Raw genomic sequence first — 23,775 nt, 5'->3', positions numbered from 1 at the left:
CCAGATAACTGACGAAATCGTCACATACCTCCGGCACCCCGTCAAGCCTGCTGACGAAATCATCAGAAGTGATCCATACTCGTCTACATGTGCGCGATGCCCGACGACTCCGGCCCGGCCACCCGCCTGGAACGGCGCAAGCAACGAACCCGGGCCGCGCTGATCAAGGCGGCGCAGCGGTTGATCGCCGAGGGCAAGATGAACGTCCCGGTCCTGGAGATCACCAAGGCCGCCGACGTCGGGATGGGGTCCTTCTACAACCACTTCGACAGCAAGGAGCAGCTGTTCGAGGCCGCGGTCGCCGACGTGCTCGACGCCCAGGGGGCGGTGCTGGACCGGCTTACCGCGTCGATCGAGGACCCGGCCGAGACCTTCGCGACCAGCTTTCGGCTCACTGGGCGGCTCTTCCGGCAGCGCCCGCAGGAGAGCGAGATTCTGCTCGCGAACGGTCTGGCGCTGTTGTCATCCGACCGCGGGCTGGCGCCACGGGCGTTGCGCGACATCAAGGCAGGCATCAAGGCCGGCAGGTTTCACCTGGACGATCCCGAACTGGCGCTCGCCATGGCCGGTGGTGCGCTGCTGGGGCTGGGGCAACTGCTGCGCAATGACCCGGGTCGCGACGACGCGAATGCGGCCGACGAGGTGACCGAACGGGTGCTAGGCCTCTTTGGGCTCGATGCCGAGGAGGCGCACGCCGTCTGCCGGCGTCCGCTGCCCGACGACGTGTTCTCGGAAGCCTGAGCCGCGGCTCGGTTGGGATGCCCGCCCTGTGTATTTGCTGATAGTTTCCTGTCTACGTCGTGGCACCGTCCGGACGGGCGTGGCGAAAGCTGTTACGGCAAAGCTATTTTCGTAACACAGGTGTGCCACGACTGACACCCGGGTTCATGAAGCGGCAACGCGCATGGGTTACCGTGCCGGTGGCGCCAGCTAGTCGAGCCGGAGGTTGAATGACGCAAGACATCGAGCCCGGTGTTCATCGTGCCTTGGTGGCCGCGGGCGGGCAGGACGCGCTGACGGCTGCCCGCGAGACGCTCGAGGACTACACCCTGCGCTTCGCGCCCCGCAGCTATCGCCGCTGGTCGACCACGGTGGTGGGAATCTCCGCGCTCGGCGGCATCGCGTACCTGGCCGATTTCGCGATCGGTGCCAACCTGGGCATCAGCTTCGGCACGGCGAACGCGCTGTGGGGGATCGGCATCTTCGCGGTGGTGATCTTCGCGACCGGGCTTCCGCTGGCTTACTACGCGGCGCGGTACAACATCGACCTGGACCTGATCACCCGCGGCAGTGGTTTCGGCTACTACGGCTCGGTGGTCACCAACGTCATCTTCGCCACCTTCACGTTCATCTTCTTTGCCCTGGAGGGCTCGATCATGGCCCAGGGGCTCAACCTGAGTCTGCACGTGCCGCTGTGGATCGGATACGCCCTGTCGACGCTGATCATCTTCCCGCTGGTGATCTACGGGATGAAAGTCCTTTCCCAGCTGCAACTTTGGACCACTCCACTTTGGCTGATCATGATGGTCGCCCCGTTCGCCTATCTGGTGATCAGCCATCCGGAGTCGGTGAACGAATTCTTCGACTACACCGGCAAGCAAGGACGCGGCGGCGTCGACCCGAGTTCGGTCCTGCTGGCCGCGGGCGTGTGCCTCGCATTGATCGCGCAGATCGCCGAGCAGATCGACTACTTGCGGTTCATGCCGCCCCGCACGCCGCAGAACTCCCGCAGCTGGTGGACCTGGATGCTGCTGGCAGGTCCCGGCTGGGTGTTGTTCGGCGCGGTCAAACAGATCGTCGGGCTGTTCCTGGCGGTGTACCTGATTTCCCACCTGGCCGGCTCCGCGTCCGTCGCGAACCAGCCGGTCCACCAATTCGCCGAGATCTACCAAAACTTCATGCCGGACTGGCTTGCGTTAACTCTCGCCGTCATCCTGGTCGTGCTCAGCCAGATCAAAATCAATGTGACCAACGCGTATTCGGGGTCGCTGGCGTGGACGAACTCCTTTACCCGGGTCACCAGGCATTATCCCGGCCGCGTGGTGTTCCTGGGTGTGAACCTCGCCATCGCACTGATCCTGATGGAAGCCAACATGTTCGACTTCCTCAACACCATCCTCGGGTTCTACTCCAACTGCGGCATGGCGTGGGTGGTCGCGGTCGCGTCCGACATCGTGTTCAACAAATACCTGCTCGGCCTGTCCCCGAAGCGCCCCGAGTTCCGCAGGGGCATGCTGTATGCCATCAACCCGGTCGGGTTCGGCTCGATGCTGTTGGCGGCGGGCCTGTCGATCGTCGCCTTCTTCGGCGGCCTGGGCCCGCAACTTCGGCCGTACTCGCCGTTGGTGGCCATCGTCATCGCCCTGGTGATGCCGCCCATTCTGGCGATCGCGACCAAGGGTAAGTACTACCTGCGGCGCACGCATGACGGCCTCGATCTGCCGATGTTCGACGGACACGGCAACCCCTCGGGGGAGCACCTCACCTGCCATGTGTGCCATCACGAGTTCGAGCGGCCCGACATGCTGGCGTGTGAGACGCATGACGCGCAGATCTGTTCCCTGTGCCTGTCCACCGACAAGGTCGCCGACCACGTTTTGCCGGCCCAGGGCTAGCTACTGCCGTGCGGGGACCCGTACCGGGCGCAGTGCCACCAGGAGCGTCCCGGCAGCGAAAAGGATTGCGGTGGGCCACGAAAGGCGCCCGCCGGGGGCGAAACCCCGCGCGGCGGTGACGGACAGGGCGTAGGCGGCCATTGCGGCACCGGTCAAGATGACCGGTTCGGCCCAGCGTTTCTTGAGGGGGACACCCAGCAGTGGCAGCGGGGTCGCGAAAATGCGCCGGCCCCACCACAACAGCAGCAGTTCGACGATCGTCACCGCGCCGAGAATGACCACCCATTCCAGCCGGGCCAGCCACCAGTCCGCGGTGCCTTCGGGTGGCTGCGGCAACAGACCCGCCGGATACCCGACGATGGCCACGAGCACGACGGGCACCATGTGCCACAGGTACAAGGCCATGATGTTGTTGTTGCCGATGGCCAATACGCGCCGGACGTGACCGGCGCACAGCGCGCGGTTGATGGCCGGCGCGAGCGCCATCGCTAATCCGGTTTGCGCGCATCCGAACGCCAGCAGCGCCACGGTGGGCGGGGTCGTGTTGTCGATCGTCTGACCGGGAACACCGATCATGCTGATCGGGTAGACCCTCAACCAAATCAACAGCGCGAGCGCAGCGGCCGAAGCGCCCGCCAGCAGCGCGGGCCGGCGGCCAGCCAATAGCCCGCCATGCCAAGCGATTCCGAGTTGATATAGCATTCCCCAGGCCAGCAGGTAGTTGATCCAGTCGAGGTATTGGACGTGACCGGCGAGCCTGGTGACGTCGACCACCGCAACCCCGATCCCGAGTGTGGCTGGCGTCAGAAGACCCCAACGGCGTTGTGCGGCAATGGCAATCGGCGTCAACGAGACCACCGCCAGGTACACCGCGAGGAACCACAGGTGCATCGCCACCGCCCACCCCGCGTATTCGAGCACGGACCCGGCGGTGCCGCGGACCCCCAGCACGATGACCGCCAGGGCCACCAGCACGGCGTATACGGCGGTCGGCCCGAGGACCCGGGCCAGGCGACGCTGAAGCCAGGTCTGGCGGGAGATGCCGGCGTTGTCGTGCCGATGTGTCCAGGACACGGCGCCGGCATAGCCGGCCACCATGAAGAACGTCGGGACCGCCTGGAATGGCCAGGTCAGCCATTGAGTCCACGGCAGGTCCACGAGCGGGTTCTGCCGTCCGAACTGGCCATCGTGATAGGTCACCGAGCCGGCCAGCCAGTGCCCCAGCACGATCAGCACGACGCCCGACACCCGGTAGAAATCGGCCGCCAGATTGCGGTCCGGCTGTGCGGCGTCTGCGTTGTCCATCAGCTCGGGAAAAGCTCGAGTCGGTGCACAGCCCCACGGTACCCGCCGGTGCGAGGGGACTTTTTGTTTCGGGTCAGCGAGTCGACATCAGTGCGGATCAGGCACGAATCCGCGCGCCGAGGGCGACGACGAGCAAAACTGCCGCAAAGACGCCACCGGCAATTCCTGAGATCAGGAGCGGGAGGCGGCCTGTCGCTCCCCACAGCAGGCCGGCCCACAAACCCGCCGCCAACACCGCGAAGCCGGTCGCGCCCTGGAAAATACCTTGCGCGCTGGACTGCAACTCGGCGGGGACCAGTCCCGAAATCCATGCTTTCCCGACGCCGTCAGTGCATGCGGTGAACAGTCCGTACACCCCGAGGATCAGCCATGCTGAGACTTTGTCGGTGGTGAGACCGAGCCCTATGTAGCCGGCCGCGAAGAAGACCATGCCGATTGCGAACACCGTGCGTCTCGGGATCCGATCGGCAAGGGCTCCGGCCGGGTAACTGCCTACCGCGTATACCAGGTTGTATCCCACGTAAGCGAGGATCACTTCGGCTACGGAGAATCCGAGTTCCTTGAGCCGCAATAGGATTAGGGCATCAGGAAAGTTGGCCAGTCCGAAGGCCGTCAGCAGCGCGACCGCCCGCCAATACCGGCCCGGCAGGTCACGCACCGCGTCCGCCATACGCGGCCGCCGAGCCCGCGCCACCCGCCCCGGACGCTCCCGCACCAACGGCACCAGGGCGACACTGAGCACGGCGGGAACAATCGCGATGTACAGCAACGGCGGAATCTGGTGGTCGAGCAACTCGTACCCGGCGAGCCCGAGCAGCGGTCCGAATACCGCGCCCAGCGTGTCCATCGCGCGGTGAAACCCGAACACGCGGCCGCGGCCGGCTTCCTCGACGCCGTCTACCAGCAGCGCGTCTCGCGGCGCGCCTCGGATGCCCTTGCCGACTCGATCGACGACGCGCCCGGTCAGGACTCCGGGCCACGCTCCGGCGACTGCGACGATGACCTTGCCGAGCGCGGCCATCCCGTAGCCCGCGGTGATCAGCGGTCGCCGGGCGAATCTATCGCCGAGCGGTCCGGCGGCCAGTTTCGTCAGGGACGCCGTTCCCTCGGCCGCGCCTTCCACGGCTCCCACGACGGCGGGCGGCGCGCCAAGGACAGTGGTCAGATAGATGGGCAGCAACGGGTAGAGCAATTCGCTGGCGGTGTCCTGGAGGAACGAAACGGCCGACAATACCCACACATTGCGTGTCAGCCAGCTTCTGGCTCCGGCGGCGTGCGCGATCACCGGGCGGCGATGCCGTTCACTACGGCCGGGCATGATGACCACATATGTGCACTCCCAGGGCGCTGGCCGTCGAACGACTCGCGATTCTACTGCCGACGTCGGCATCATGGCGCAAGCGATGGGAGCCACGCGTCAATGGCGCGCTGGTCGATTGCGTGGTTACGGCGAGCCGATTTTCATGCCGGGGGACGCAGCGCCGCGATCAGGCCCCTGCGGTTGTCTTCTTAGCGGCCGACACGATCCGAGCAACTAGCTCGCCGCCACGGCTGACCTCAATCGTCTGTCCCGCCGCGACCTTGTCGAAATAACGCCCCGCACGCTTTCGCAGTTCGTCAAGCTCGATCCGCCGGCCACCGTCCGCGTGGCTCGGGGTCGTGCTGGAAGCACCGGCCGGCACGATCTGCGCCAGTAATCTGCCGCCACGGACGACACAAACCGTCTCGCCGGCCGCAACCCGATCGAGGCACCGTCCGGCACGTGTTCGCAGTTCGTGCAGTCCTACCCAGCCGCCAGCCTCCGGTGTCGCGACTTCGACGGACCGCGCCGGGATCGGAGCCACCCTCCAGTCGCCGACCGAGACAATTCGTGCCACCAACTTGCCGCGACGGACGACATCGATGGTTTCTCCGGCGGCAACCCGCTCAAGGTACCGACAGGCGTTGCTCCGGAGCTGGCCCAGGCCGATCACTTCCCGCATTTCGCTCCGATCCGTGGGTTGCACCGGGATATGACTGTACGTGCGGTCAGTATAGCCCATTCGGGTCCGCGGCACCTCGCAGACTTCCGCGACGTAGCTCACCCGGGTTACCGGCCAGGGGGTGAAAGGTGCTGTGAGTGTCCGGGATTGATGCATCACGGGCTATGGAGCCCGAGGTGATTGCGCGTAGCCGAGGCGGCCCGGGGCCGTCGACGTCCCACGTGTGGTGGCTCAATCGGGCGGTGCCAGCATGTCCTTCCATCCGTCGTCGCCCGTTTTGTTCGAATTCTCGACCCGGTACCTGACCCCGTCGGGCCCGACCAGTTCACCGCTTTGCGGAGTGTAAACAGCCGGCGGAGGACCGCTGGGGAGGTAGACGCACGGATTCGGCTGCTGCCCGTTGCACTCGACGGTCCCAGATCGCGGTCGCTGCAGTACATCGCTGATGGGCGGGGGGGTTCCAGCCACCCGGTCGGACGGCGCGGGGTTGACGCCGTTATCGATCGATGGCGCGGGCATCACCTGACCGGGCTTGACGGGCTGGTCGCAGCGCGCCGCGGGCGCCGGGCAGGTCAGGATCTGGTTCGGGTCGCCGTACCACGGGTTGGTGCCCGACGGGACGTAGGGCTTGGGGTCGCGGCACTCCCGCGGCGTCGCGGCGCGCTTACCGGGGACGTCGACGCACGGAAGGTTACGTGCCCCCCGCACGGCGTTGGCCGGAAAGTCTTGCGGGATCTTGCAATACGTTCCGGACGGCATCGGCGCCAGGCTCGTGTCCGCCGGAGACCGCCACTGCGCTGCCGGCAGAAAGCCGGTCAGGCACGGTGGGGGCTGATTGATGGTCAGCGAGGTGCCGAGAGCGGCGTAGCCCGGGAAAGGCGTTGTCACCGTCTGGCCTTCCGTTGCCCCCTGCGGGTAAGCCACCAGCAGCTGTTCGACGCCCTTGTGGTAGCGCTTCAGCATCTCCAGCACGATCTCGAGATTCGCCAGTGTCTGCGGCAGTGACTCGCGAACGTCGCCGAACACCTCGTTGACCTGATCGGTGGTCGGCGCGGCATGGGCCAGAATACTTTGCACGTGCTGGTCGTTTTCCGCGCTTTGCGCGGCCAGGATGTCCAGGTTGTGAGACCAGCGCCGGATCGAATCACCGGAGTTGACCTGGCTGTCGACGACCGGGCTTGAATTTTCGATGATGTCATTGACGTCGCCGATGTTGGCCTTGAAGTCGCCCGCGATCGCCTGCGTAGCATCGACCAGTCGTTGCAGCGCGGGGCCGAAACCGCCTACCGCTTTGGCTGTTTCGTCGAGCAACGAGGCAATCTTTTCCGTCGGCAGCACGGCCAGCCCGCGATTGGCGGCATCCAACGCCGGCCCGATCTCGGTGGGCACGGTGCCCTTGGTGATCGTCTGCCCGGGCGAAAAGTATTGGCCCGGATTGCCTACCGACACCAGGTCCAGGTACTGCTCCCCGACGGCCGACACCGAATGCACGTTCGCCGACGCGTCGACCGGGATCTTGTAGCTGTCGGCGATACTCAAGGTCACTTGCGCGCCCGTCTCGGTCGGCTCGACGTCGGTGACCGTGCCGATGGTGGCACCGCGATAAGTCACGTTGGCCGTTTTGTACAGACCGCCCGACTTGGGCAGGTCCGCCTTCAATGTGTACTGGCCGATTCCTGCCGCGGTGGGAATCTGCAAGTAGTACCACCCCAAGGCGATCGCGGTGATGACGCTCAGGATGCCGAAGACGATCAGCTGGCGCCAGATGAATCGGGTCAGCATTGCCTATCTGCCCTTTCGACCAAAGGCCCGCCCGGGGCGTCGTTGGGGTTGGGCGTGTATCGGACGTCGGGGATCATCGTTTCCGGGTCGCGGCCCCACGACTGCTCGAGCGCGCGCAACGCCCCGGAGAGTCCGGTCCCGGTGAGGAACGCGTTGTCGACGGAGCTGAGGGTCAGGTCGAGCGTCAGCGACAAGTTGAAGTAGTCGCCGCGAAACGCCTTCGGTACGGCGTCGACGTCGAACGGCCGGACGAGAATCAGCTTGAGGGCGCGAATCAGATACGGCGAGGCGCGGCCGAGTTCCCGCAGCGGGCACTGCAGCGCCAGTAAATCATGGTGCAGGTCGCCGCGCGACGCGGACAGGTATTTGTCGGCGACCGCGCTGAGCCGTCCCGTCGCATCGACCGCGTCGATCAAGAGCTGCTGCTTGTCGGCGAAATGTTTGATCAGCGGCGGGAATTCGGTGAGGACGCGATCCAAGACGTCGGAGCGTGAGCTCACGTAGGTCAACAGCCGGTTGGTGGAATCGATGGCCCGGGTGATGTCCTCACGCTGTTCGTCGAGTCGGGCGGTGAAGGTGTCGAGCTTGCCGACGAAGGTTCGGATCTGGTCGGACCGCCCGTTCACGATGTTGAAGACCTCGTTCTGCAACACTTCGAGGTTCGGGATGCCACCCCCGCGCAAGATCAGCGCGAGACTGGCCAGCGTCTGCTCAGTGGTGGGGTAGGCGGACGAATTCTTCAGCGCAATGGTGTCGCCGTCCCGCAGCGGCTCCGGCGACGGGTTGGGCGGCGCTGCCAGTTCGATGTGCTGCGAGCCCAACAGGCTCGTCTGCCCGATCTTGGCGGTGGCGTTCTTGGGTAATTTGACGCTCTTGTCCAGGCGAAGCGTCAGCGTGGCAACCCAGTCCTTCAGGCGGATCGCGCGCACCGTGCCGACAAAGACGTCGGCTACCCGCACCCGGCTGTTGTCGTTCAGGGCCAGCGTGTCGGGCATCTGCACGTAGACGGTGTAGGAGCCGGGCCCGCTGCCCGGCCCACCGGGCATCGGGACATTCGCGATGCCGTGCCACCTCGCACACGACGTCAGCGCCACGGCCGCCGCCAGTAGGGCCAGGCCCTGCCAGGCTCGGTGCTGAGCGCGAAACCTAAACGCGCACAACGTCGTTGAGACTGTCACGAACCTGGGCCCGTCGCTGCGGCCACCTGCGCGGGCGGCGGTGGTCCAGCCGGAGTCGGTGCGACCGGTCCCGGGACCACACCGGGTGCCGGTGCCGGTGGCGGGATCGGCACCTGCGGCGGGATCTGTCCGATGACCGGTGCGATCGGGTTCTCGTCGTACGCATTCGGCGGTCCGGGCGGGGTCTGCGGCCCGGGTGGCGGGGGCGCGCTGTCGGCGCCGCCCATCAGTTCGGCCAGGGATTCAGGGGTCAGCAGGCTCGCCGTGACCGGCCCGACCTGGGTACCCTGCATGCCCGGCGCGACAACCCAGCCGGGCTGGGCGTTGCGATGCGACAACGGGGTGTCCGGCACCCAGATCCCCGGCACCGTGGTGTCCTTGTACCCGTTCGGTGGCCGTAGCCGGGGCTCGGAGTAGGCGACTTCCTTGGGTAGCGTCTCGGCTGTGCTGAACAGATTCAGCCCGAACGGCAAGTAGTTGAACTTGATTGCATCGAGAATCGGCGCCAGGTACTGCGCGCACAGTTCGGCGGATTCCTGGTAGCCCAGCCGGCTGCCAGCCTGAATCATGCTGCAGAAGAACTGCATTGGGTTCGCGAAGTTCGGTATTGCCGGGATGGACATGACCGCGCCGTGCGCGGGGTGATAAATCTGACTGAGGTTCGTCTCCAACGTCGGCAGGACGTGCAGGGCTGTCTCCAACCCATTCAGCGGCTCGGGTTGGACCAGCGTGGTGGTCAGGTTGGCGAGGTTGTCGATGTCGCGCGCGAGCACCTGGCGGTTCTTGGACAAGAACGGCCGCAGTGTAGCGATCAGTCGGTCGAACTGCTGTATCGCGCCGGAGAGGTCTGAGCCCGATCCCGCGAGTTTGTCGGTGAATTGGGCCAGGTTGTTGTTCAGGGCGACGAGCTGCTGGTCGTCTTTGTGCAGGGCATTGACGAACTGTGCCAGGCTGTGTACCACCGCGAAGAAGTCCCCACGCCCCTGATTCAGCGCAGTCAACGACCGCGACAGGCTGTTCAGCGTGGTGTTGATCTCCTTGCCCTTGCCGGCCAGCCCGTCTGCGTAGGACTCGACAAGGCCTCCGAAGGGGCCCTTGGGCTGCTCGGGCGTCGGGCCGAGTTTGTTGATGGTGTTGGCGACGCTCTCGCGCAGCTGATCGAACTCGGTCGGCAGCTGGGTGCGCTCGATGGGGATCACCGCGTGGTCACCCATCACCGGGCCGCCTTTGTAGGGCGGCTCCAGTTGAATGCTCCGGGACGCCACCACGGTCGGGTTCAGGACCACGGCGGACGCGTTGGCGGGCACCTTGTATTTATTGCTGTAGTGGAACGTCACCTTCATCCTGCCGCCGGCCGGCTCGATCCTGTCGACCGATCCGACGCGGACGCCCATGATCTGGACCTTGTCCCCGGAATAGAGCGCGTTCGCCGCGGGAAGGTACGCGACCACGGTGTTGGTGGTCAACTTCTGGTAGAGGTGCCAGCCGACGAACCCGGCGGCCAGCGCCAGCACCACTACCAGCGCTGCGATCACGTTGCGGGAGCGTAGGTTTCGGCTAGCGATGATGCTGCTCAATTCTGGCTACCTCCCGCGATGCCGCTACCACCCGTGCCGCCGGGGTTGATGAACGGTGCCGGCAGCTGCTGCCCGGGTCCCGGGGGCGCGGGGGGCCCCGGCGCGAATGTCGACGGTGCAGGGGGTGGACCCGCCGGTTGCAGGTTTTCGGTGCGCGCCCCCGGCGGCGCGTTGAGTGGCAGCGGCACCGGTGTGCCCGGGACCTCCGGTGGCGGCTCGCCTGGCCGCCCGGCGATGGGGATCCCCGCTGTCGGCGGCAGCCCATTCGGGTTGGGCGGCGACGTTTGCACGTCGATCGGTGCCGGGAAATTTCCGCCGAACGGGCCGACGTCCATGCCCGCGCACGGCAGCGGGTTCCACGGTCGCGGGGAAGCGCCGGGCCCCGGCACGTAGGAACACGCCGTGCCCGGCGGGAAGGCCGGTCCCGGATGATCGGGGGTGCCTTCCTGCACGGGGGGTGCGGGCGGCGGCGCGCCATTGGGGAATCGGGTTCCGTTGGGGTCGGGCCAGCGGAACGCGGGCAGGCCGGCGCTGCGCCAGAAGTCCTCGGGATCGATACCACGCTTCTTGAACGCGGCGTCGACAAACGGTTGCAACGCCCAGTACGGCAGCAGATTGGACAGGACTATCTTGAAGTACGGTCCGGACGCGACGGATTCGCCTAATGATGCGGCGAATTGGCTTACGTACGTGAGAGTTTGAGCCAGGTCGTCCTTGCGGGCCACCAGCACGTCGGACAAGGCGTGCAATTGATCCAATACCGGATTCAGGTTCGGGTTGTCGTCGATGAATCCCTGCACCTGCTGTGAGAACGCGGAAATGTTGTGCAGCAGGGCGTCGATGGCCCGGCCGCGGTCGTTGAACGCGGCAAGAAGGGCCTTGGCGTTGACAAGCAGCCGGTTGATTTGTTCGCTGCGATCACCGAGCACGCCGGCCACCTGATTGGCCTGAGCGAGTAGGTGTTTGATCTCTTCGTCGCGCTTACCGATCGTGTCGGAGAACTTGGCCAGACCGTCGAGCGCCGGGCTGAGGTGTGGGTAGGTCTGATCGATGGTCTGCGTCAACACGTTCAGCGACTGTTTGACGCTGTCGATGTCCCAGCCCTCGGCGGCCTTGTTGACGTCGAAGACCGCGTCGTAGAGCTGATAGGGGGTGGTGCTTTGGCCCAGCGGCAGCACACCCCCGGGCCGCAGCGTCCGGGTGCCCCGCGGCTCGATCTCGAGCACCTTCTTACCCAGGATGGTGTCGGTCTTGATCGCGAGCCGGCTTTCGGTGCCGATGGTGTTGGCGCCGATGTCGAACTTGATGACGACGTGGTCGCCGTCGATTTCGAGCGCCTGCACGGTGCCGACATTCACGCCGGAGATGCGTACCTTGTCGTTCTTGCTCAATTGACCCGTGTCGGAGAACTGCCCGTAGTAGCTGGGGCTGGCGAACAGCATTGGGACACTGGTGAAGCTCTGGCCGACGGCCAAGACGAGCACCAGCACGCCGGCGCCCATCAGCCCGGCCCGGCCGCGGTTGAATTCCGTCAGGGTCCTCATTGCGGCGTGCACCTACCTGTGGGCTGCTGCCAGATCCTGACCGTGCGGACTGGGCCGCCGGGCTGAAGTCCGTTCCACTTGATCGTCAGGTCGCAGAGGTAGAAGTTCACCCAGTCCCCGTAGAGGCCGATGCTGCGGCCGATCAGGTTGAGGGCGGTCGGCGTCTTGTGGATCAGGTCGCCCAGTTGATCTTTTTGATCGACCAGCGGCTGCTGAAGAGCCTCGAGATAATTGATCTCCTTGTGCAGCAGTGCGCGGTCCTCGGCCAGCAGGTCGGCCAGCGTGCCGGCGGCGTTGCTGATGTTGGCGGTGCTGGCGGCGAGGGGATCGGCGTGATTGGCAAGGCCGGTGATCAACTTTTCGAAGTTGTCGACGGTTTGGTCGAATTCCTTGCGATGCCGAACCGTGGTGTCCAACACGATATTCAGGTTCTTGACCACCTCACCGATCGCTTGGTCGCGTTCTGCCAGGTGCGCGGTCAGCCGTGCGGTCTGGTCGAGGATGTCATTGATCGTGCCGCCCTGGCCCTGAAACACGTTGACGATGGCCGATGCGATGGTGTTGACCTTTTCCGGATCGAGCGCCCGAAACAACGGCTTGAAACCACCGATCAGCGCGTCCAGATCCAGCGCCGGCGACGTCCGGGACAGGGGGATCAATCCACCCGGCGGCAGGATGCGGTCAGCACCCTCTCCCTGGCCGCGTTTGAGTTCCAGATAGCGGTCGGCGAACAGGTCGAGGTAGCGGATCTGCGCGGTGGTCGACTCGTAAAGCGGTATCGAGCGGTCGACAGCGAAATCCACCCGTACCCGGGTGCCGCCCTCGATCAAGTGCACCCTTTCGACCTTGCCGACCTCAACGCCGGAGGCACGGACGAACTGGCCGTCCTTCAGCCCGGTGGCATTGCTGAACTCAGCGGAATAGCTGTTGGTGCTGTTGAAGCGCATCTGACCGAACACCACGACGATCGACACGGTAATCAGCAGCAGCACCGACGAGACGGTGCCGAGCTTGATGGCGTTGCGGGTGGTGTTCATGGGTTGATCGTGTTGTCCCCGACCTGACGCCCCCACACGTACTCGATTGCGTACGGTGACCCGGTGTCCAGGTGGTTGTACGGCGCGAGGCTTGCGCCGGTGTCCACCACCAGAGACGGCGCCGGCCACAGATCATGGGTGATCGACTGCCAGCATCCCGGCGCGCCGCCGGGACCGCCGCGCGCGTTCACCCGTGGCAGATTGTCCGGATAGACATAGGGATTCGGCGCTCCGCCCGCCACGCCGGCCAATCCTAGGAGGCCCATCGTGGCCACTGTGCCGGTCAACCCGGGGAGAGTGAGGATGCCCCCCAACCCCGATGTCAGCTCAGTCATGGTGCGTAACGCGTAGCCGTTGCCGCCGCCGGTCGTCGCATTGGCCGCGGGTTCCTCGTCGTAGTAATTGCGGATGGTGCAAAAGAATTCGGGGCTGTAGGTGTCGAGCAGCTGGGCGGTGGGCATCAGATCGGCGGCGCCGCGCTGCAGGTAGGGCCCGCCGCGGGCAAAGATGTCTTCGCCCGTGTTGCCCAGTCCGGTCGCGGCCAACAAGGCGGCATCCAGGTCGGCTTCCTGCCCGTGTAGCGTGCGCGCCGTGATCACGGCGTTTTTCAGCGCGTCGAACAGTTCCGGTGCAGCGTTGGTGTAGGTGTCGCCAAGTGCCACCAGCTGTTGGATGTTGCGCCGGATCTGCGGCATCCGCGGATTGATGTCGTCGAGGATGGCGTTGGCGTTGACGATCGACTGCCCGAACTTGTCGCCCAACCCGGTGAATGCCTGAGCGGCCGCGGCCAGCGTCAGGTTCAGTTTGACCGGATCCACCTTGCCCGCGATCGAGTTAAGCGTCTCGAACAGCGTGTTGAACTCGGTCGTCACCGACCTCACATCAATCACCTGCTGTGGTGAGATGCGTTGTGGTGTAGGTATTTTCGGCGAAGTCAGCGACACATACTTGTTGCCGAAAATTGTCGTCGCCGCGATATTGGCGTCCACGTTGGCTGGAATCAGCTTGATGTACCTCGGGTTCACGTCCAAGGCGAACTTGGCCGCTGGCATTCCGTCACGCTGGATCTCCGAAATGCTGGCCACCCGGCCGATTTCCGCGCCGTTGTAAGTGACCTTCGACCCCGGATCCATCACCAGACCCGCCCGGGGAGCCACCATTGTCAAGGTCGTCTTCGGCGTGAGCTCGCCCCGAAACTGCAACCACACCAGTGCCAGTACCGCCGCGGCGACCACCAGGAACACTACGGCCGCGGTCTTGTAGGGCGGGATACGTGGCGGGTGCTGTTTCACCGGGGTCGTCATGGGCTATACGGTGAGGTTGAAGTTCGGGCTCTTGCCGTAAACCGCCATGGCAGTCAGTACGACCACCACGACGATCGTGATCAACGACAGTCGCATCGATCGGCCGACCGCTTCACCGACACCGACCGGTCCGCCGGTGGCGGTGTAGCCGTAGTAGCAATGCGTGGTCATCACGACCACGGCAACCAGGATCACCTCCGCGAACGACCAGCCCACGTCGGTGAGGCGCAGGAAGGTGTGAAAGTAGTGGTTGTACGTGCCGATGGACTGCCCGTAGAACAAAACCGTGGTGACCTGCTGCGACAGGAAGGCCATGGTCATCGCGAACCCGTAGAGCGGAATGATCACCACGAGACCCGCCACCACCCGGGTCGACGCCAGGAAGGCGACCGACCGGATGCTCATCACCTCCAGCGCGTCGATCTCCTCGCTGATGCGCATGGCGCCCAGTTCGGCGGTGGCGCCGGCGCCGACTGTGGCGGCCAGCGCCTGCCCGGCGGCAACCGGCGCCACGAACCGCACATTGACCAGTGCGGCCAAAAAGCCAGTGAATGCTTCGACACCGATGTTGCCCAGCGTCGCGTAGCCCTGGATGGCGACCAGCGAGCCTGCGGACAGAGTGATGAAGCCGACGATGGCGGCGGTGCCACCCACCACGGCCATCGCGCCGGTGCCCATCCCCATCTGGGCAACCATCCGCAGGAGCTCTCTGCGGTAGTGGTGCAGGGCGAAGGGGATCTGCGCTATCGCGGTGAGTGCGAACCAGACCATCTGCCCGATCTCGACCAATAGTCGAGCCGGGGCACGTCCGAATCGGCCGAGGGTGGCCGACGGAAAGTGAGTATGCCGGGCGGCAGCCGATGAGGCCACGGTCATGTCAGCGCCCCGTTCCGAACCGGACGCCGATGGTGGTCAGCGCTGCGTTGACCGCGAACAGCGCGATGAAGCACAGCACCACCGTCTCGTTGACAGCAGTGCCCAGGCCCTTGGACCCACCGCGGACGATCAAGCCGCGATAACAGCCGACCAGGCCGGCGATCAGCCCGAACGTAGCGGCCTTGATGAAGGCGATCACCACTTCGGGCAGGCCGGTGAGCGCCGTCAAGGTGGACAGGTAGGCACCACTCGAGACGTTCTGCAGATACACGCTGAAGAGGTAGCCACCCCCGAGGCCGACGGCGACTACCAGGCCATTGAGCAGTACCGCGACGATCGTCGAGGCGACGACGCGCGGCACCACGAGCCGGTGGATCGGATCGATGCCGAGCACCTCGAGTGCATCGATTTCCTCGCGGATCGTGCGCGCGCCGAGGTCGGCACAGATGGCGGTGCCCCCGGCGCCGGCGACCACCAGCACCGTCACGATCGGGCCGAGCTGGGTGACCGCACCGATCGCGGCACCAGCTCCCGAGACGTCCGCAGCGCCGATCTCGGCCAGCAGCAGGTTGAGCGTGAAGATGAGGAGCACGGTTTCCGGGATCGACACCGCGATAGTCGGCAGCAGCGACACCCGCATCAGGAACCAGCCATTCCAGATGAACTCGCGCCACTCGAACGGCTGTCTCAGCGCTTTGCCGGTCAGTACGCACATCCGGAAGAACCCCCCGGCTACCTCGGTGCCGGGGCGGATCCTGTCGATTATCTTGCCGCCGATCACGTGCGAGGTCGTCATCGGTGCTCGCGAATTGGCAGTATCGCGAAAAGTACCTCACCACAGAGTATTTCAGAATTTGCACAGGCGACGGCGATGGCCGGTTTCCCGGCCACGCGTTCGGCAATCTCGGGCCCGGCCCCACCGCTCCAGCTCGCCCACGTTCGCTCCACGCAGCAACTATCGCATTAGACCGTACGGTCGGTCAAGAAGTTGGGACGCGCGTCTTCGCTCTGGCCTCGGGTGTCTCGGGCTGGCTATGGTCCGCAGAGCCGTTTGCCGGGCAGGTGCAATCCCTTGGCCGGCTCGCGACGCGTGATGCCTCCCGAACACGGTCGGTTCCGAGCAAATGGCCGACCCCGCGTACGGCAACTCCAACGGGATCGTTGGAACGTTAGTTAGCTTCTGGCGCAACGCATTCTGTTGGCCGCGAACTCAAGTTGTGACACCCGTCATCGCAGCGAGGCATTCGCGCACCACCGAAACGAGGTCTGCGGAGGGGTCCGCCCACCTGTGCAGCCCCAAGCGGTCGAGTAGGAGTCCGCCGAGGAATACGTCGACGAAAGCCGCGCCGACCTGTTCGGGTGTCCGGGATTCGGTGGGATCGAACCAAACCCACATCCACTCCAACGACCCCCACAGCTGCAGGGCCGCCAGCTCGGCGTCCACGGTTCGGAACACACCGCTGTCGATGCCGTTGCGGATCTCGTCGATCGCGAGCGATTGCAACCGATGGCGCAAGGCTCGCACCTGCTCCATCGCAGGGTCATCGGACAATTGGACCACCTCGCGCTGGCTTGCCACCGTCGCGTCGCGGGCGATCACCTGCAGCAGCGCGGAGGCGTAAATGATCGCCGCGATGCGTTCGTGCGGGGCGGCCAACCGATCCCAGACCATCCGCAGCACGTCGAGCTGCAGGCCCAGGTGAGCCTCTTCGAGCTCGCGCAACATCTGCGCTTTGGTCCCGAAGTGATGAACGATGGTGCCCTTGGACATGCCGAGTTCGTCGGCGATGTCACCCATATTCGTTCTGTCGTAACCACGTTCGGCGACGTAGCGCACAAACGCGTCAAGAATCTCGCCACGTCTACCAGGCGAACGGGGCATCTTCAACCCTTCGGCTAACCGTACGAACGGTCTATCATAACTCCGAGGGACGAAGAATCCTCCTACCGATCGAACCGGCGCGGCCACCGTCTGCTGTCCGGCCCACGGCGAAGCACCCGAGCGGTCACTCGGGCATCCCGCAGCTCACAGCGAATGCAGTGCCCTCGAGCCGTTGAATCTGTCCGGCGCGGTGACGACATACGTGTTCGCTCCAGGCGCCCGCCGGATTTCTCCGGCGGTGTAGACGGTCATGAGTTCTCTGCCGTCGCCGTCGGCAATGCACACATACGTATCCGTCTCGGCGTCGTAGTCGAAGCTGTCCCAAGCCAATACGAACGCTAAGCAGTTGCCGTCGCGGTCTGCTACGACGAGTTTGTGTGCACCCGATTCCTTTAACAGTTCGGCATCCTGCGCGCGCTGCCGCGGGCCTCGGTTGTTGTCGACCGTTACGCTGCTGGACATTTGCGTACTCCTCTGCCGATGTTGGATCCGTTGACCCGAGCGCCCGAATGCTCCCAATCGTACGGACGCTACTACCCGGATACCGGCTCCGAGCAGGGCATTAGGGCCCCTCAACGGAGGCCGTAAGTCGCTTGGCTAAGAACTGAGGGCGGCAATTCTCTCACCGCTGGTCGCCGGGTTGCCAGGAGTGCAGGGACCCCAGCAGCGCGTTCTTTTTGTAGTGGTGATCTGACATTCGCCGAAGGATGCTATCGAGGACGGTCACGGCGTCGTTGATGTACGGCCCCTTGTTGAGCATCGCGCATTCGGCCCGTTCACTCATTGCCGCGTCGCTGATCTCTGCACGCGCGGGATTGCCTGTCCTGGTGAGTTGTTCGAGTACTTGGGTCGCCCAGATCACGGGCAGATGTGCGGCCTCGCACAGCCACAGAATCTCCTCCTGCAACTCGGCCAGGCGCTCGTATCCGCATTCGACGGCAAGGTCGCCTCGCGCGATCATCACTCCGACGCGCGGGTGTCGCATCGCCGCGAGCAGCAACTGGGGCAGGTTTTCGAACGCTTGCCGGGTCTCGATTTTCAGCACGATTCCCAAGGATTCGCCGCCGAGGCGGCGCAACTCGCCGAGCAACCGTTCGACGTCGGAAGGGGCGCGCACGAACGACATCTCGACCAGATCGGCCAGCTCGACCACCGTTGCCAAATCGGCCAGGTCTTTCTCGGTCAGGGCGGAGATCGGGAGCATGGTGTCCGGGACGTTGACTCCCTTGCCGGCACGGAGGCGGGATCCCGCGTCTGCCGCGTGGTCGATCCGCAACCTGAGCGTGCCGGGACCGACGCCGACGACCTCGGCGCTGATCCGCCCGTCATCGAAGTGCACCTTCTCACCGATGCGCGCATGGTCGAAGATCTCGGGCATCGTGCAACCAATGCGAGGGACGGGCCCGGCGGCGAGCAATGCCGGCGAACAATCGCTGGTCAACTCGAGGATGTCGCCGCGATGTAGAACAAGGCTCTGTTCGGTCTGCGGTAGTTCCCCGAGGTGTGTCGAATCGTCGACGCCGTGCACGTGCAGCTGGGTTCCGGTGGCGAGGTAGGTGGTCTTGTCGGCAGTGGCGATGAATCCGATTGGTGGGGAGGAGTTTTGAATGAAGGCCTGCAGCATTAGCCTGCGTTTCGCGCCCCGGGTGTCGTGCAGCAGCACAATGTCGTCATCCTGGCGGCGGCGGAGCCATTGTCCGGGGACCGGCAGTGCGGCCATACCGGCTTCGGGCGGTTCGACCGGATCCTCCGCCGCGGTCAACCAGGCCCGCGCGGGGGCGGTAGTCTGCCCGAGTGCGTTGCGGTGTGGCCTGAGCTTCACGCAACGCGGACCGGGTTCGAGCGGACCGGTCCGCAGTTTTGGCCCTGCAAGGTCCATGGCGACCAAGCACGTTCGGCCCGTCGCTTCGGTTGCCTGCCGGACATGCTGGGCCATGCGGTGCCATCCCGCGGGATCGTCGTGGGGCACTGGACAGGTTCTGGGTACCACAGCGATTCGGCGCTGGCCAGTCGGGACAGGAGATCGTCCGCGTCGTCGCGCAACAGGCTCAATTGCCTACCCGTGGTCGTGAAATCGGTCTGCTTGTTCGGCACCTGCGCTCTAAAGAATTCGAGCTTCGGCGTCTGGCGTGCGACGGCAGCTAGCGGGGGCGAATACTGTCAGCTCTCGAGCGGCCGCAACCGTGGTGCGCCTACGACGTCGCCAGTCAAAGGCAGCGCCGACTCCGATGGTGTCCTGTCCTCTGTCCAGCCCGAGGTTACGGAGACCGCGCCCCCGGACCCTAGGGGCATTGGCCCCAAGCGCCGTCGGAGCAGGCTGCCACCCTCCCGGCCGGCGCCGGAGAATTCGTGTCTAAGGTCGAGTTCGGAACCCGAAGACTCGACCCGTCGGCCGATGTGCCCGGGAGGACGGATTGCCCGAGAAGAACAGGAGATCTGCGATGAAACAGGCTCAACTCGGCGACCTGCAAGTGGGGCGAATCGGACTCGGTGCGATGGGCATGTCGGCCGCCTATTCGATCGGCGGTTTCGACTACGCCGAATCCATCCGCACGGTTCATCGCGCCATCGATCTCGGGGTCACGCTGATCGACACCGCCGAGGTCTACGGTCCTTTCGTCAACGAAGAGCTTCTCGCTCGCGCCCTGGACGGGCGCCGAGACCAAGTGGTGTTGGCAACAAAGTTCGGCCTGATCTCCCACACCGGCCGCGACGGGCTGGACAGCAGCCCGGCCAGCATCCGTGCCGCCGTGGACGGTTCCCTGAAAAGGCTCGAGACCGATCACATCGACCTCTACTATCAACACCGCCTCGACCGCGGCACACCGATCGAAGACACCGTCGGCGCGCTGGTCGAGCTGATCACGGCCGGCAAGATCGGGCACATCGGGCTGTCCGAGGTCGGCGTCGACACCATCCGTCGCGCGCACGCCGTGCATCCGATCGCCGCGGTGCAATCCGAGTACTCGCTGTGGACGCGCGACCAGGAGGCCGAAATTTTGCCGTTACTACGCGAATTGGGCATCGGATTCGTCGCGTACTCACCGCTGGGCCGTGGCTTCCTCACCGGCAGCATTCGTTCCAATGCGGAGCTCCCCGACAGCGATTACCGCAAGTCCAACCCTCGCTTCTTCGACGGCAATTTCGAGCACAATCTGCGCAGTGCGGACGAGCTCCGCGACATCAGCGCGGAGATCGGTGCTACTCCCGCGCAGGTCGCGTTGGCCTGGCTGCTGGCGAAGGGGCCCGACATTGTTCCGATTCCGGGCACCAAACATGTCGTGCGCCTTGAGGAAAACGTCGGCGCCGACGCAGTGGAGCTCAGCGCTGACCAGTTGGCCCGACTTGACCGGCTCACCCCGGCCGTTGGGGGGCATCATGCCGAAGCACAGATGGCGTGGATCGATCGCTAACCCGCCGACAACCCGTCCTCAAGGGCGGCAACGGTTTCCAGATCTTCCAATGCGGCCACGCCGCGGCGTAGCCCTTCCATCGCGATGTCTTCGACCTGCATTCCGCCCATCCCCGCGGTGATCAGCGGGGCGACGTAGGCATACAGCGCCGCTTGGCGGTAGCGCAACCACAGGTCGTCGCGCGGCAGGTCGGGGCCACCGTTGGCCGCCAGTGCGCGCCGGTAAACGTCCAGCAGCTCGCGTTGGGCCGACCGGCGGTCGTCCGGGGTCAGGCTGGTGATCAGGGTGTAGGCGAGTTCGCGGGACGGGTGGCCGCGTCGCACCGCCTGCCAATCCAGCAGTCCCGCCTCGCCGTCGCGGAAGTACATGTTGCCCGGGTGCGCATCACCATGCATCACGGTGTTCGGTGAGGTGTCGATCAGCGCGGCGGCAGCGCGGTAGTTGTCCGCGATGAAGCGGCCGTGCTCGACCGGGATGCTGGTCCGCTCGGCCAGACGTTTGATCGAGGCCTTCATCAGCGAGCCGGTCAACAGGGAGGTGACGTCGCCCGAGGGCGTGTAGAGCCATGCCAACGGCCCGCGCCCATGCTGGCGGACGCGTTCCCAGAAGGTGCCGTGCACGGTGGCCAGCAGCTCGACGATGAGGCCGGCCTGATCGGTGGACAGCGGGTGCAACGTGTCGGGGAAGACGCACGACTCGGGAAGGTCCTCCAGAACCACCAGGTACCGGCCGGTCCACGGGTCGAATGCCGTTCCGTAAGCCTCCGGGACGCCGGGGACTTCGGGGGCGAGCTGACTGTAGAAGCGCACCTCGGTGTGGCCCAGCCGACCGAGTTCGCCCATCAACCGGGTAGCGGCCGTCCGCGCGCCGACCTTGACGAATACCGACTCGGGCACGCCGTTGCCCGTAAGCACCAATCGCGCCCGCGACGACGTCCCCGCGTCACTGGAGAGCACCCGGACGGACCGCACGGTGCGACCCATGACCGTCGAGAGGACCGCGGCGTCGATATCGCCGACGGAGCGGGGGAGTCCCGCCCGGTTTCCCACTAGGGCGTCGGCGGTCACCCGCCTGACACCGCGCCCGAGGTGACCCGCCAGCCCGAGGACCGAGACGGCGTGTTCAATGGGGTTCGTCATGACTGCTCATCCTGTTTGCGCCTGCCGGCGAACGCACATTTTTTTCCGCTTCGAACCTTTAGCCCGCCTGCTCGCCGGTATGAGCCAGAGCCTCAGGGCCGTAAGCCTTTTCGATCAGCGTCCACGGGTCCGCGTAGGGTCCGCGTCTCTCGAGCCGGCGCTGCAGCTTCAACGCAAGCACGAGTAGCGGCCGCAGCACCGGACTGAGCGCGAGCAAGAGAGTGCGTCGCAAACCCTGTGAGTCGGCGAGCCACGCCACGGTCTGCGGCCAGTCGTGCTGTTGGAATTCGAGCAGTGCCTGCGATTCGCTGGTGTCAAACCAGCCGGTGAAACTCCAGCCGCGATCGTCCTCGGGGTCGCCCGGCATGCTGGCGGACGGGCCGAGGCGGCCCAAACCCACGGCCGTCATGATGCCGTCCTCGAATTCGCGGTGCGGCAGCACATATGACTCGTTGCCGCCGATGAGCAGGGCCTTGCCCGCGATCGTCGCCTCGCGGTCGACGCCGTTGGCGAAGGCCAGCGCCACGTCTCGCGCGTCCACCGCGTGCATGCGTCCGTCGCCGGGCATCGAGCGCATGAGCACCAGGTGGTCACCGCTGATGGTCGACTGCGTATCCGGTGAAATAACCCCGCCGAGTCGAAACAGCGCGAAACGCAGGCCGCTGGCGCGGACCGCCGCCTCGGCCAGCACCTTGTCCTGGCCGTACTGGTCGACCGGGTTCACCGGGGTGTCCGGGGTTATCCGCTCCGGATGACGGAAGGGGTTACGGGACCCGTACACGGCGGCGCTTGATCCCAGTAGAAACAACGGTGGCCGTGGTAGTTTCGAGGCTGCCGCGAGGAGGTTTTCGGTACCTCCGACGTTGACCTTCCTGGCCACTGCGGGGTTTCGGTAGGACGCCGGTGAGAGCAGCGCCGCCAGGTGGACGATGGCTCCCGGCTGATGTGTCGCGATCAGCTCACGCACCGCCCCGGCATCCGTGAGATCGACATAGGCGGCCACGAGGGTTCCCGGACCGGCATTGCCGGACAATTCCTGCTCTACCGCAACGGTTTTGTCGTTGCGCAGATCGACGGCGACGACGGTTCGGCCCCGCTCGAGCAGGATCGCGGAGCACCGCTTGCCGATCTGCCCGAACGCGCCGGTGACCAGGATGGTGTCGACAGTCACGGGTCTCCTATTTCTCTAGCAGCCGATTGGCGAACCTGGCGGCCGTGTCGCGGATCAGACTCGGGATTTACAGGGCAGCTCGATTCTGTTCTGAGGACACCTCAGCGTAGTCAGCCCTTGAAATACACGATCTGATGTGTGGTGGCGAGCAGGATGCCCTCGCGACTCCACAGCTGCGCGCTCTGGTCGAAGTAGCCGCTGGAGAAGCGGTTGGCGTGGGCGGTGCCCAGGACGTAGTCGGTGCCGACCCCGTCGAGCTGCTTTTGGTCGGCGTGAAAGTACGTCGTCAACGAGACGGTCCCGGCGGGCAGGACGGCGCCGCGGCGCAGGAACACCCGCGGGTAGAAGACGTCGCACAATGCGGCCAGTGCCGGATAGTCGACGCGGCGTTCGGCGCGATCGCGGATCCACAGTGTCGTCGTCGACGATGGGCTGGGTTGCGGGTCCTCGCCCGGAAGAGCGCCTTCAGCGAACCGCATGTCGTAAAGGCGCGCCCACACCACGACTCGCCCTTGACCGCCGTTCGGCGCAATCTGCTCCGGCGGCGGCACGCCCGGTGGCTGCGCCTCGGTGTCGCCCCAGCTGTTGCGGCGGAGCCCGAACAGCGCCGTTGCAGTGGTCTTGACGTCGCCGTCCTGGCTGAGTTCGAGGTTCCAGTGCTGAGTGCTGCGGTTGGTGCGTGCGGCCCGCAACGAGATGTCGAAGTCGCCGTCCGCGATGGGCCCGGCGAAGTTCACCGTCAGGGCCAGCGGCTCGCCGATGTGATCGGAATGCGTCTCGATGGCGCGGATCAGCACCGCGGCGGTGATCCCGCCGAACGGCCCGATCATGTTGCCCCACTCCGGATGAGTTCGTCCGCGCCTGGTATCAGCATCGATCGAGTCGAGTTGGATGGCGTTATCGAATACGTGGGTCATCTGATCCTTCATCGCTGTGGGCGGGTGCGCCGGATAGTCGTTCCGCGAGCAGG

General features: G+C 65.3%; 20 protein-coding genes. 3 read left to right on the top strand and 17 right to left on the bottom strand.

Features of this window, described 5'->3' with window-relative positions:
- The first annotated feature begins 96 nt into the window (after window positions 1-96).
- Window positions 97-741, top strand: coding sequence for a TetR/AcrR family transcriptional regulator (locus MSG_RS14305; RefSeq protein WP_373421199.1), 645 nt, complete (start codon window positions 97-99; stop codon window positions 739-741).
- A 209-nt stretch (window positions 742-950) separates the two neighbouring features.
- The gene (locus tag MSG_RS14300; protein ID WP_232011033.1) at window positions 951-2,615 is read left to right on the top strand and encodes a purine-cytosine permease family protein; all 1,665 of its coding nucleotides are present in this window, start codon (window positions 951-953) and stop codon (window positions 2,613-2,615) included.
- Here MSG_RS14300 and MSG_RS14295 read toward each other — a convergent pair whose 3' ends face one another.
- The 14 genes from MSG_RS14295 to MSG_RS14230 all read right to left on the bottom strand — a co-directional run bounded on the left by MSG_RS14295 (window position 2,616) and on the right by MSG_RS14230 (window position 18,904).
- On the bottom strand, window positions 2,616-3,920 hold the full coding sequence (locus MSG_RS14295; RefSeq protein ID WP_096440570.1) for an acyltransferase family protein: 1,305 nt from the start codon (window positions 3,918-3,920) through the stop codon (window positions 2,616-2,618).
- Window positions 3,921-4,017: 97 nt separating this feature from the next.
- Window positions 4,018-5,238, bottom strand: a complete 1,221-nt coding sequence (locus MSG_RS14290) for an MFS transporter (protein ID WP_096444505.1) — start codon at window positions 5,236-5,238, stop codon at window positions 4,018-4,020.
- Between the two features lie 169 nt (window positions 5,239-5,407).
- Window positions 5,408-6,004, bottom strand: a complete 597-nt coding sequence (locus tag MSG_RS25185) for a type II toxin-antitoxin system Phd/YefM family antitoxin (RefSeq protein WP_170063160.1) — start codon at window positions 6,002-6,004, stop codon at window positions 5,408-5,410.
- A 129-nt stretch (window positions 6,005-6,133) separates the two neighbouring features.
- Complete coding sequence (locus MSG_RS14280) at window positions 6,134-7,684, bottom strand: virulence factor Mce family protein (protein WP_096440566.1); 1,551 nt, start codon at window positions 7,682-7,684, stop codon at window positions 6,134-6,136.
- The gene (locus MSG_RS14275; protein WP_096440564.1) at window positions 7,678-8,844 is read right to left on the bottom strand and encodes a virulence factor Mce family protein; all 1,167 of its coding nucleotides are present in this window, start codon (window positions 8,842-8,844) and stop codon (window positions 7,678-7,680) included. The genes MSG_RS14280 and MSG_RS14275 overlap by 7 nt, the downstream gene beginning before the upstream one ends.
- Window positions 8,845-8,858: 14 nt before the next feature.
- On the bottom strand, window positions 8,859-10,439 hold the full coding sequence (locus MSG_RS14270) for a virulence factor Mce family protein (RefSeq protein ID WP_096440562.1): 1,581 nt from the start codon (window positions 10,437-10,439) through the stop codon (window positions 8,859-8,861).
- On the bottom strand, window positions 10,436-11,983 hold the full coding sequence (locus tag MSG_RS14265) for a virulence factor Mce family protein (protein ID WP_096440560.1): 1,548 nt from the start codon (window positions 11,981-11,983) through the stop codon (window positions 10,436-10,438). Before MSG_RS14265 ends, MSG_RS14270 begins: the two co-directional genes overlap by 4 nt.
- Window positions 11,980-13,020 carry a virulence factor Mce family protein gene (locus tag MSG_RS14260; protein ID WP_096440558.1) on the bottom strand — a complete coding sequence of 347 codons (1,041 nt, stop codon included), beginning with the start codon at window positions 13,018-13,020 and terminating at the stop codon, window positions 11,980-11,982. The genes MSG_RS14265 and MSG_RS14260 overlap by 4 nt, the downstream gene beginning before the upstream one ends.
- Entirely contained in the window at window positions 13,017-14,324 is a 1,308-nt protein-coding gene (locus MSG_RS14255; RefSeq protein ID WP_096440556.1) for an MCE family protein, read from the bottom strand. Before MSG_RS14255 ends, MSG_RS14260 begins: the two co-directional genes overlap by 4 nt.
- 3 nt (window positions 14,325-14,327) lie before the next feature.
- On the bottom strand, window positions 14,328-15,200 hold the full coding sequence (locus tag MSG_RS14250; RefSeq protein ID WP_096440554.1) for an MlaE family ABC transporter permease: 873 nt from the start codon (window positions 15,198-15,200) through the stop codon (window positions 14,328-14,330).
- A 1-nt stretch (window position 15,201) separates the two neighbouring features.
- Window positions 15,202-15,996 carry an MlaE family ABC transporter permease gene (locus MSG_RS14245; protein ID WP_096440552.1) on the bottom strand — a complete coding sequence of 265 codons (795 nt, stop codon included), beginning with the start codon at window positions 15,994-15,996 and terminating at the stop codon, window positions 15,202-15,204.
- A gap of 414 nt (window positions 15,997-16,410) precedes the next feature.
- Window positions 16,411-17,082, bottom strand: coding sequence for a TetR/AcrR family transcriptional regulator (locus MSG_RS14240; RefSeq protein ID WP_096440550.1), 672 nt, complete (start codon window positions 17,080-17,082; stop codon window positions 16,411-16,413).
- Window positions 17,083-17,226: 144 nt separating this feature from the next.
- On the bottom strand, window positions 17,227-17,544 hold the full coding sequence (locus MSG_RS14235; protein ID WP_096440548.1) for a hypothetical protein: 318 nt from the start codon (window positions 17,542-17,544) through the stop codon (window positions 17,227-17,229).
- 160 nt (window positions 17,545-17,704) lie between these two features.
- Window positions 17,705-18,904, bottom strand: a complete 1,200-nt coding sequence (locus MSG_RS14230; RefSeq protein WP_232011031.1) for a pyruvate kinase — start codon at window positions 18,902-18,904, stop codon at window positions 17,705-17,707.
- 619 nt (window positions 18,905-19,523) lie between these two features.
- On the opposite strand from MSG_RS14230, the gene MSG_RS14225 reads away from it, so the two are divergent.
- The gene (locus tag MSG_RS14225; protein WP_096440546.1) at window positions 19,524-20,495 is read left to right on the top strand and encodes an aldo/keto reductase; all 972 of its coding nucleotides are present in this window, start codon (window positions 19,524-19,526) and stop codon (window positions 20,493-20,495) included.
- On the opposite strand, the gene MSG_RS14220 is transcribed toward MSG_RS14225, so the two are convergent.
- The 3 genes from MSG_RS14220 to MSG_RS14210 form a co-directional block, all read right to left on the bottom strand.
- Complete coding sequence (locus tag MSG_RS14220; protein ID WP_096440544.1) at window positions 20,492-21,634, bottom strand: phosphotransferase; 1,143 nt, start codon at window positions 21,632-21,634, stop codon at window positions 20,492-20,494. The genes MSG_RS14225 and MSG_RS14220 overlap by 4 nt on opposite strands.
- A gap of 58 nt (window positions 21,635-21,692) precedes the next feature.
- On the bottom strand, window positions 21,693-22,805 hold the full coding sequence (locus tag MSG_RS14215) for an NAD-dependent epimerase/dehydratase family protein (RefSeq protein WP_096440542.1): 1,113 nt from the start codon (window positions 22,803-22,805) through the stop codon (window positions 21,693-21,695).
- A 110-nt stretch (window positions 22,806-22,915) separates the two neighbouring features.
- Window positions 22,916-23,722 (bottom strand): acyl-CoA thioesterase, encoded by an 807-nt coding sequence (locus MSG_RS14210; protein WP_373421196.1) that lies wholly within the window; start codon window positions 23,720-23,722, stop codon window positions 22,916-22,918.
- Window positions 23,723-23,775 lie beyond the last annotated feature (53 nt).

It is taken from the genome of Mycobacterium shigaense (assembly GCF_002356315.1).
In the GTDB taxonomy this organism is placed as follows: Bacteria; Actinomycetota; Actinomycetes; order Mycobacteriales; family Mycobacteriaceae; genus Mycobacterium; species Mycobacterium shigaense.
Note: the sequence above shows the minus strand (reverse complement) of the source record. Positions and strands in the feature narration are given on the sequence as shown.